The organism is uncultured Bifidobacterium sp. (genome assembly GCF_959020155.1).
GTDB lineage: Bacteria > Actinomycetota > Actinomycetes > Actinomycetales > Bifidobacteriaceae > Bifidobacterium.
Genome location: NZ_CAUERC010000046.1, coordinates 1 through 8104 on the forward strand (window position 1 = coordinate 1; position 8104 = coordinate 8104).

Genomic DNA, 8104 nt, shown 5'->3' on the forward strand with positions numbered 1-8104 from the left:
GCTACAGTTGAACTATGCATGGGTTGAAGAGTGCGATTGACAGGGGAGCGGACGCGTGGGCACGTTCGCTGCCTGGGCGCGTGCTCGACCGGTATGTGTCGCGGAGCGGCCCCCTGCTGGCGAATGGTCTGGCATATGGTCTGCTATTCGCCTTTTTTGCCGGCGTCTGGATTGCGGTGAGCGTGTTCGGCCTTATCATGGTCGGCAACATTGATTGGCAGCAGATGCTGATTGACGCGGTGCGTGAAGTCATTCCCGGTGTGGCCGACTCGTTTCTGACGTCTTCCGCGCTAGGCGCCATGTCAAGCGCATTGACGTGGACCGGTCTGGCCACGTTGGCCATATTCTGGTGGACAGTGACCGGCTGGATGAACTCGCTGCGCCACGCCGTACGGGCCATGTTCGACGACTGCGGCGACGAGCTCAATATCGTCGTCGCAAGGTTACGCGATACGCTTGCCGCCATCGCCATCGCAATACTGTTCATTCTTTCGACCGCGGCCGGTACGGTGTCCGGCGGCATCGTACGCCGACTGCTGCAATGGGGCGGCATCCCCAGCAGTTCGTTGCCCGGCATCGTGCTTTTGGAGATGACCGGTTTCGGTACCGGCGTCGCGCTGAATTTCGCGTTGTTCATGTTGCTGCTGCGTGTGGTCTCCCACATCAAAGCCGGACGATTCACGATATTCGGCGCGTTACTGGGATCTCTGACGGTTTCCGCAATGCAGCTTCTCGGTGCGCGACTATTAGCCGGAGCCTCCCGCAATCCGCTGCTCGCACCGTTCGCGGCGTTGATCGGCGCGCTGGTGTGGTTCAATCTCGTCGCCCAGGTCATCATGCTGTGCGCCGCCCTCATCGCGGAGTGCCGACGGGAATGCTGAACAACCGCCCAGACCACACGGTATGGTGGAGCGCATGGCTGATTACGGGAACAACTTTGTGCAACTGCATAACCATACGCACTATTCGCTGCTCGATGGTGCGTCGAAGATTCCTGATTTGGCCAAGCGTGCGGCCGAACTTGGCATGCCTGCGGTCGGTATCACCGACCATGGCAACATGCATGGCGCCTACGAGATGTACACCAACTGCGTGGCCAATGGCGTCAAGCCCATCATCGGCATCGAAGCTTACGTGACCCCGGAAACCGCGCGTCAAGACAAGTCCCGTGTGCACTGGGGCACCGAAGCCCAGCGCCGCGACGACGTCTCCGGTGGTGGTCTTATCACCCACTTGACCATGTGGGCCGAAAACGACGAAGGCCTGGTCAACCTCATCAAAGCCTCGTCCGTGGCCAACCTCGAAGGTCGCGTCATGCGCTACCCGCGTATGGATAAGGAGGTGCTCGCCACCTATTCCAAAGGTGTGATCGCCTCCTCCGGATGCCCTTCGGGCATCATCCAGACTCGTCTGCGCCTCGGTCAATTCGAGGAGGCCCTGCGCGCCGCCGGCGAATTCCAGGACATCTTCGGCAAAGACAACTTCTTCATCGAACTTATGGATCACGGTCTGCCCATCGAAACTCAGGTGACCGGTGACCTGCTGACCATCGCCAAGAAACTCAACGCACCACTGCTGGCCACCAACGATTCCCACTACGTACACGCCGAAGATGCCGGCGCACAGGACGCCATGCTCTGCATCAACTCCGGTTCCCGTCTTGACGATCCGGACCGATTCAAGTTCGACGGCACCGGCTACTACATCAAAACCGCCGAAGAGATGCGCGAACTGTTCAAGGACCACCCGGACGCCTGCGACAATACGCTCGTTATCGCCGAACGCTGCAACGTGATGTTCGATGACCACGAAGACGGCGCGTTCATGCCGAAATTCCCTTGCCCCGAAGGCTGGGATGAGACCTCCCTGTTCCTCAAAAAAGTCGAGGAAGGTCTGGAGAAGCGTTACGACGGCAACCCGCCGCTCGACGTATTGAAGCAGGCCGACTACGAATGTGGTGTGATTTGCCAGATGCAGTTCTGCGGATACTTCCTCGTGGTCGCCGACTACATTCAGTGGGCCAAGGACCACGGCATTATGGTGGGTCCGGGCCGTGGTTCGGCCGCAGGCGCCATGGTCGCCTATTCCATGGGCATTACCGAGCTCGATCCGCTCAAGCATGGCCTGATTTTCGAGAGGTTCCTGAACCCTGAGCGAGTGAGCCTTCCTGATATCGATGTCGACTTCGACCCTGAAGGTCGTGCGCGAGTCATCGAATACTGCGGCGAAAAATACGGCACCGATAAGGTCGCCCAGTGCGTGATCTATGGCACCATCAAAACCAAGCAGGCCCTGAAAGACTCCGCCCGCATCATGGGTTATGAATTCTCAGTCGGTGAAAAAATCACCAAGGCGCTGCCTCCGGCGGCCACCGGCGGCAAAGACATCAGCCTGCATGACATCTTCGACCCGGCCGCCAAACGTTATGCCGAGGCCAGGGAATTCCGAGAACTCTACGATTCCGACCCGGACACCAAGCGCATCACCGAGGAAGCCAAGGGTATCGAAGGCCTGATTCGACAGACCGGTGTACATGCCTGCGCCACCATCATGGGTAGCGCACCCATCACCGACACCTCGCCGTTGCTGGAACGCACCGATGGCACCATCACCACCACCTTCGAATACCACACGTGCGAAACGTTGGGGCTGGTCAAGATGGACTTCCTTGGCCTGTCCAACTTGACGATCATCCACGACACCCTGAAGAACATCGAGGCCAACGGCAAACCCGCCATCGACTACACCAAGATTCCGCTCGATGACGCCGAAACCTACAAACTCATGTCCCGAGGAGACACGCTCGGCGTGTTCCAGCTCGATTCCGACGGCATGCGTTCACTGCTGAAAACCCTGAAGCCCGATAACTTCAACGATATTTCCGCACTTATCGCCCTGTACCGACCGGGCCCGATGAGTATGGATTCGCACACCAACTACGCCAAGCGCAAAAACGGCCTGCAGAAGATCACGCCAATTCACCCTGAGCTTGAGGAGCCTCTGAAGCAGGTGCTTGACGAGACCTATGGTCTGATCATCTACCAGGAGCAGGTGCAGTCCGCCGCCCGAATCCTCGCCGGTTATTCACTGGGCAAGGCAGACGTGCTGCGTCGAGCCATGGGTAAGAAGAAGCCCGAAGTGCTGGCCAAGGAGAAGGTGCCGTTCTTCGCCGGTATGAAGGAGCACGGATATTCCGAAGAGGCCTCCCAGGCCGTGTGGGATATTCTGGTGCCGTTCTCCGGCTACGCTTTCAACAAAGCGCACTCCGCCGCATACGGTCTGATCTCCTACTGGACCGCATATCTGAAGACGCACTACCCGGTCGAATTCATGGCCGCCCTGTTGCAAGGTGCCGCCACCAACAAAGACAAGACCGCACTGTACTTGGGCGAGGCCCGCCGCATGGGCATCCAGGTGCTCTCGCCGGACGTCAACGAATCGGTGTACGAGTACTCGGCAGTCGGCGACGTCGTCCGATTCGGTCTTGGTGCCATCCGTAACGTGGGTGACAAGGCCGTGGCCGATATCATCGCCGAACGCGAAGGCCCGCGCGGCAAGTTCGTGAACTTCATGGACTTCATCCGCCGCGTGCCCCTGACCGCGCTGAACCGGCGATTGGTCGAATCGTTGATCAAGGCCGGTGCCTTCGACTCGATTGACCCGAACCGTCGCGCGCTGCTCACCGTGCACGAGGCCGCCATCGATTCGGTGGTGAGTCTGAAGCGCAAACAGGCGGAGGGCCAGTTCGATTTGTTCTCCGATGCCGAGGATGGGGGAGCGGAGGCCATGGGCGACGCTTCCGTGACCGTACCCGATCTTGAGGAATGGGACAAGAAGACCAAACTTAACTTCGAACGCGAAATGTTGGGCCTGTATGTGTCTGACCATCCGCTCTCCGGTATGCAGTCGATTCTCGCGTCCTTGCGTGAAATGTCCATCGCGCATCTGGTTGATCGAGCCAAAACGATGGGTGAAGGACAGCAGGTCACGTTGGCTGGTTTGGTCACCAATGTGGACCGGCGCGTATCCAAGAAGGGCAACCCCTGGGCCATCGTGACCATCGAAGACATGGAAAGCTCCATCCAATGCATGTTCTTCGGCAAGGTCTATGAAGCGGCCGCCGCTGAACTTGCCGTGGACGCCATCGTACAGATTCGTGGCCAAGTGGAGTTGCGCGACGAAACCGTTTCTCTGAGAGCCACGGAAATGCAGATTCCGACCTTGGAAGCCGAGGATGAACGTCCGTTGGTCATCACGCTGCCGTCGGTGGCGTTGGAGCGCCAACGCATGATGCAACTCGGTCAGGTGCTCGCTAATCATCCTGGTTACTGCGAAGTACATCTTGCGGTGCTGGATGAGAAGGGTAACGCTCAGGTGCTCACGTTTGGCGATCGTTTCCGCGTCAAGCGAGATACTTCGTTGTTTGCTGAGATCAAGATTCTGTTTGGCCCCAGCTGCTTGCCTGCCGCCTGATTGGCGGGTTTCGCCCCTGGTCTCTCCCTCACCTGGCTTTGCTGGGGACTCCTTCATCAGAGGGAGCTAAGGCATGTGCCACCATACGATGTGCGCGACTATTGTGGAACGTATGGGCATGGAGATGGCGGATACTGGTAACAACGATGACGAGCGACAATGGATTGCCGCGATGCTGGAACGGCTGTCTCATTCGCAGTTCCGCGCCAAATTCGCTTTGACCGACAAAGAACGAGCCTATGCCCGCACCAAAGGCAAGGCGACCATCGATCGTCATGCGCGAGAAATGTTGCGAGACCGCATAGGCGCAGCCGAACCGAAGAACGACGGCAGGCAGACGCCATGGCGCGGCCATCCGGTATTCACCGCTCAGCATGCTACCGCCACATGCTGCCGCGGATGCATCGAAAAATGGCATCATCTGCCCAAAGGCCGTGAACTCGCCGAAGCGGAGGTAAACCGACTTGCCGATTTGGTCATGGCATGGATTGAGCGGGACCTTATCAATCATCCGGTTCGGTGAAGCACCCCGCATCCTCAGTATGCCTGTATGCCTTCAATAGTTATGAGCCAACAGCCAACACAGGCCTCGAAAACCGTAGATGCAAGGTATTGGCGAATGCGGCAGAACGCCGAACGTTGCCTATGGCGCGTTCGTCAATAATGCGACATGATGTCTATTCAAGAAGAGTTGATGAAGTGTCAACTCTGCCCCAAGGAGGCGGAATATGTACTACAGCAGCGGCAATTATGAGGCTTTCGCACGTCCGAAGAAGCCGGCCGACGTGGACAACAAGCATGCATACATCATCGGTACCGGACTGGCGGCATTGTCTGCAGCCTGTTATCTGGTGCGTGATGGTCAGATGCCTGGCGAGAACATCCACATCCTTGAGAAGGACCCGGTACCCGGCGGCGCCTGTGACGGTCTTGATATTCCCGGCCTTGGCTATGTGATGCGTGGCGGCCGCGAAATGGACAATCATTTCGAGGTCATGTGGGATCTGTTCCGCTCGATTCCCTCCATCGAAACCGAAGGCGTCAGCGTACTCGACGAGTACTACTGGCTCAACAAGGAGGACCCGAACTACTCGCTGTGCCGCGCCACCAAGAATCTCGGCAAGGACGCGGGGCTCAAGGGCAAGTTCGGGCTGTCCGACAAGGCTTCGATGGAAATCATGAAGCTGTTCTTCACCCCGGACGAAGACCTGTATGACAAGCCGATCACCGATTTCTTCGATGATGAGGTGCTGAACTCCAACTTCTGGCTGTACTGGCGCACCATGTTCGCCTTCGAAAACTGGCACTCCGCGCTGGAAATGAAGCTGTACATCAAGCGCTACATTCATCACATCGGAGGCCTGCCGGACTTTTCCGCGCTGCGTTTCACCCGCTACAACCAGTACGAGTCGATGATTCTGCCGATGGTCAAGTATCTGGAATCGCACGGCGTCGAATTCCGCTACAACACCAAGGTCGAGAACGTGGAATTCGCGATTGGCGGGGGAGCCGGCCCCAAGCGCGAGCACACCGGCGTAGGCCAAGACACCATCCAGAAGATTCAGGCCACCTCCGGCTTCTTCAAGCGCAACCCTGCCAGCACGCCCACCAAGAAGCTTGCCGTGCGCATCGACGTGGATCACGAGGGTAATAAATCCTCCATCGACCTGACCGAGAACGATCTGGTGTTCATCACCAACGGCGGTTGCGTGGAGAACTCCACCATGGGTTCCCAGAACTCGCCCGCCGCATGGAACCCAGACCTGAAGCCCGGCGGCGGCTGGGATATGTGGAAGCGTATCGCCGACCAGGACCCGAGCTTTGGCCATCCGGAGAAGTTCTGCTCCGATCCGAATGCCACCAAGTGGATGAGCGCCACCGTCACCACCCTGGACGGCGAGATTCCGCCGTACATCCAGAAGATCTGCAAGCGCGACCCGTTCTCCGGCAAGGTCGTCACCGGCGGCATCGTCACCGTGCAGGACTCCAACTGGCTCATGAGTTGGACCCTGAACCGCCAGCAGCAGTTCCGCGACCAGCCCAAGGACCAGCTGTGCGTATGGGTCTACGGCCTGTTCCCGGACAAGCCCGGCAACTATGTGAAGAAGCCGATGACCGAATGCACCGGTGAAGAGATTTGCGAGGAGTGGCTTTACCACATGGGCGTGCCGACCGACAAGATCGAGGCGCTTGCAAAGCACCACGCCAACACCGTGCCGGTCATGATGCCGTACATCACCGCGTTCTTCATGCCGCGCGCGGCCGGCGACCGCCCGGACGTGGTGCCCGATGGTGCCGTGAACTTCGCATTCCTTGGCCAGTTCGCCGAGACCCCGCGCGACACGATTTTCACCACCGAATACTCGATGCGCACCGGTATGGAAGCTGTCTACACGTTGCTCGGCGTGGACCGCGGCGTGCCTGAAGTGTGGGGTAGCGTCTATGACGTGCGCAACCTGCTCAACGCCACCGTCAAATTGCGTGACGGTGCACCGGTCACCGATATGAAGCTCAACTTCATTGAAAAGGCCGTGGTCAAGAAGGTGCTCAAGAAACTCGACGGCACCGATATTGCCACCCTGTTACGCGAATACCACGTAATCTGACATCCATCTGGCTCCCCTCGACTGGCACGCGAAGCGTGACTGAGGGAAGTTGCTCACAACGGAGTGTTAAGAGAAAGACAAAAACATGACTGATTCTGATCCCCAGTTAATCCGCCACGCCACCATCGACGATCTGGACGCGCTGGCCGCCATGGAATCCGAATGCTTCCCGGCCGCCGAGGCCGCCGACCGCTCGTCCCTGCGCGCCCGAATCGAGACCTATCCGGAATGTTTCTGGCTATTGATTGATGGCGAGATCGTCATGGCGTTCATCAACGGTTTCGCGACCGATCGGCGCGACTTGACCGATGACATGTACGAGGATGCCGCGCAGCACAACCCTCAAGGTGACTGGCAAATGATTTTCGGCGTGGATACTGCGCCGAAGTATCAGCATCGCGGTTGCGCCAGTACACTCATGAGGAAAGTCATTGAAGACACTCGTGCAGCTGGACGTAAAGGCCTGGTGCTCACCTGCAAAGATCGGCTGGTCGGATTCTATGCGCAATTTGGGTATGAGGACGAGGGCATTTCGGAGTCCACTCACGGTGACGTGGTCTGGCATCAGATGCGCCTGACCTTCTAATCCCCCTTTGGCTCCCCTCTTTGATGCTGAGGCGTCTAAAAAAACAGTCCGGTGGACTGTTTTTTTAGACGAAGGCGAGACGATAGTCGAGCCATAAGGACGAGAGCTTTTTGCGGGTGAGCCGTCCGCGTGATCGGACTGAGGGGAGTTGAACGTGGAATAAATTGTTGCGACACGCCGGTGAACATCTGATTTCGTTACGTGAGCCCCATAAAAAGCCGGCGTATCCTGATGGTAACGGCGTGATTCAAGCTGATTTCGACACGCCGATGGAACGCCGTCGTTTCAACGATTCTGGCGTGTTTTTTCGTGCCCGGTTTGCGCGAGTCCGCGAATGCGTGTAAGTTATTCCCTTGCTGCCGCTCGGCGAGTGGTTCTCCTTCAGGAGGGCTGCGAGGTGGGTGAGTGGTGGTGGTTTGAGAACTCAAGAGCGTGTTTG

General features: G+C 58.0%; 6 protein-coding genes. 5 read left to right on the forward strand and 1 reads right to left on the reverse strand.

From position 1 onward, the window contains the following. Window positions 1–14 precede the first annotated feature (14 nt). From Q5H31_RS07895 to Q5H31_RS07915, 5 genes are all read left to right on the forward strand, one after another. Window positions 15–881, forward strand: coding sequence for a YihY/virulence factor BrkB family protein (locus tag Q5H31_RS07895; RefSeq protein WP_302457655.1), 867 nt, complete (start codon window positions 15–17; stop codon window positions 879–881). Window positions 882–915: 34 nt separating this feature from the next. Beyond that, entirely contained in the window at window positions 916–4473 is a 3558-nt protein-coding gene (gene dnaE, locus Q5H31_RS07900; protein WP_007057561.1) for a DNA polymerase III subunit alpha, read from the forward strand. Between the two features lie 112 nt (window positions 4474–4585). Beyond that, window positions 4586–4996, forward strand: a complete 411-nt coding sequence (locus Q5H31_RS07905; protein ID WP_181897076.1) for a DUF4186 domain-containing protein — start codon at window positions 4586–4588, stop codon at window positions 4994–4996. 205 nt (window positions 4997–5201) lie between these two features. Next, window positions 5202–7079 carry an oleate hydratase gene (locus Q5H31_RS07910; protein WP_032738027.1) on the forward strand — a complete coding sequence of 626 codons (1878 nt, stop codon included), beginning with the start codon at window positions 5202–5204 and terminating at the stop codon, window positions 7077–7079. Window positions 7080–7164: 85 nt separating this feature from the next. After that, a complete protein-coding gene (locus Q5H31_RS07915) occupies window positions 7165–7665 on the forward strand; it encodes a GNAT family N-acetyltransferase (protein WP_007053332.1) in 501 nt (166 codons plus the stop codon). A 197-nt stretch (window positions 7666–7862) separates the two neighbouring features. Here Q5H31_RS07915 and Q5H31_RS07920 read toward each other — a convergent pair. Next, window positions 7863–8104 (reverse strand): hypothetical protein (locus Q5H31_RS07920; RefSeq protein ID WP_302457656.1); only part of this gene is annotated, 242 nt, incomplete at its 5' end.

Excerpts from the sequence above, each read along its gene's own strand:
- Q5H31_RS07895 (WP_302457655.1), top strand. The coding sequence starts at position 15 with ATGCATGGGTTGAAGAGTGCGATTGACAGGGGAGCGGACGCGTGGGCA.
- dnaE (WP_007057561.1), top strand. The coding sequence starts at position 916 with ATGGCTGATTACGGGAACAACTTTGTGCAACTGCATAACCATACGCAC.
- Q5H31_RS07905 (WP_181897076.1), top strand. The coding sequence starts at position 4,586 with ATGGGCATGGAGATGGCGGATACTGGTAACAACGATGACGAGCGACAA.
- Q5H31_RS07910 (WP_032738027.1), top strand. The coding sequence starts at position 5,202 with ATGTACTACAGCAGCGGCAATTATGAGGCTTTCGCACGTCCGAAGAAG.
- Q5H31_RS07915 (WP_007053332.1), top strand. The coding sequence starts at position 7,165 with ATGACTGATTCTGATCCCCAGTTAATCCGCCACGCCACCATCGACGAT.